Source organism: Mycobacterium helveticum (assembly GCF_007714205.1).
GTDB classification, from domain to species: domain Bacteria; phylum Actinomycetota; class Actinomycetes; order Mycobacteriales; family Mycobacteriaceae; genus Mycobacterium; species Mycobacterium helveticum.
The window spans coordinates 1-1,957 of the sequence record NZ_VMQU01000260.1; the positions used below are offsets into that span (position 1 = coordinate 1).

The 1,957-nt window shown below is 64.7% G+C and carries 1 protein-coding gene; it reads right to left on the reverse strand.

Features of this window, described 5'->3' with window-relative positions:
* Positions 1-1,613 (reverse strand): PPE family protein (locus tag FPZ47_RS27295; RefSeq protein WP_145039769.1); only part of this gene is annotated, 1,613 nt, incomplete at its 3' end.
* Positions 1,614-1,957: the final 344 nt, after the last annotated feature.

The window sequence follows — 1,957 nt, forward strand, 5'->3', positions numbered from 1 at the left end:
ACCGACGGAATCGACACCGACGGAATCGTCACCGCCGGCAACCCGAACCCACCCACCGACACATTCGACGGCGTCGTCACCGACGGAATCGACACCGACGGAATCGTCACCGCCGGCAACCCGAACCCACCCACCGACACATTCGACGGCGTCGTGATCGCGGGAATCGACAGGGGCGGAATCGTGACCGCCGGGAGGTGGAAGCCGGGAACGGTGATGCCGGGCACGTTGATCGGGGGCAGCGTGAGGCTGGGCGTGCCGACCTGGAAGTAGAGGCTGCCCTGACCGTCGCCTGCATAGAAGAAGCCGTTGTTCATGTTGCCGGTGTTGAAGCCACCGGTGTTGGTCGCACCGGTGTTGAAAAATCCGGTGTTCGTGTTGCCCACGTTGAACAGGCCGGTGTTGAACGAACCCGGGTTGACCCCGCCCGAGTTGTAATTACCCACGTCGAGGGAGCCGGTGTTGGCGGTGCCCACATTCAGGCTGCCGGTGTTGAACAGTCCGGCGTTGAACAAGCCGGTATTGGCCTGGCCCGAGTTGCCGAACCCCGTGTTGTAGCTGCCCGAGTTCCCGATGCCGAAGTTCCCGTTGCCGGAGTTGAAGAACCCCACGTTCCCGTTGCCGGAGTTGAACAGGCCGATGTTGTTGGTGCCGGAGTTCAGGCCGCCGATCCCGAACTGGTTGTTGCCCGTCAGGTTGATGCCGATGTTGCCCGTTCCGGTGTTGCCGAAGCCGATGTTGCCGCTGCCGGTGTTGGCGAAGCCCTTGTTGAAACCGCCCGCGTTACCCCAGCCGAAGTTGTTGCTGCCGAAATTGGCGCTGCCGAAATTGAAGCTGCCCCAGTTCCCGGAGCCGGTGTTATTGCTGCCGAGGTTTCCCAGCCCGAAGTTGCCGCTGCCGGAGTTGCCCCAACCCACGTTGTTGTTGCCGAAGTTGCCGCTGCCGATATTGGAGATGCCGATGTTGGCGTTACCCACGTTGCCGCCACCGACGTTGCCCAGGCCGGCATTGACGCTGAGCGTCCTGGCCACGGCGGCGGGCGTGGCCGCGGCGCCGGCGCCGCCGGCCAGCCGGCCCGGCAGCTCCGCGACGTTCTGCAGCAGTTGGGTGAACGGCGTCAACGCCGAGATCGCCGCCGACGCCCCGGCGTGGTAGCCCCACATCGCAGCGACGTCCTGGGCCCACATCGCCTCGTACCCAGCCTCGGCGGCCGCGATCGCGGGGGCGTTGAGCCCCAACAGGTTCGACCGCACCAACGCCACCAGCTGGGCCCTGTTGGCCGCGACCAGCGCCGGATGCGCGGTTGCCGCCCGCGCGGCCTCGAACGCGGCGACCGCCACCCGGGCCTGGCCCGCGGCCTGCACCGCCCGGTCGGCCGCCTCGCTCAACCACGCGGAGTAGGGCGCGGCCGCGGCCGTCATCGCCACCGACGCCGAACCCTGCCAGGACTCGCCCGCGAGCCCGGCTACCGTCGAGCCGAAAGACCCTGCAGCCGAACCTAATTCGGTAGCCAGTCCATCCCAGGCCGCCGCCGCGGCCAGCATCGGCCCCGAGCCCGCACCGGCGAAGATGCGGCCTGAGTTGACCTCGGGTGGCAACACCGAATAGTTCATCGCCCCAACCTTTCTCAGCCGGACCGCCGCAGGCGGCCTGTTCAATCGGGGCTCACAACAGCCGCCGGGCGCGGCGCCGCAACCGGTCGTTGTTCAGCAGTCCGTAGCGCAAAAAGATACGGCAACAAGGTGGCGATTAGTTCGGCTTTATCAAAACGAGATCTTGCCTTTATCGAAGCGATATTTACAGTGGTGACAATGTCAACTGTTTTTACACCGAATAGGTGGATCTACTGACGTTGTAGTGGATCATTTCCGTCCTGGTAGCCTCAAAATTTCACGGTAGCCCGAGTTTTCCCCGTGGTGGCTGTTGAGGTCACGAGTTGAGCTTGATTTCCGGTTTC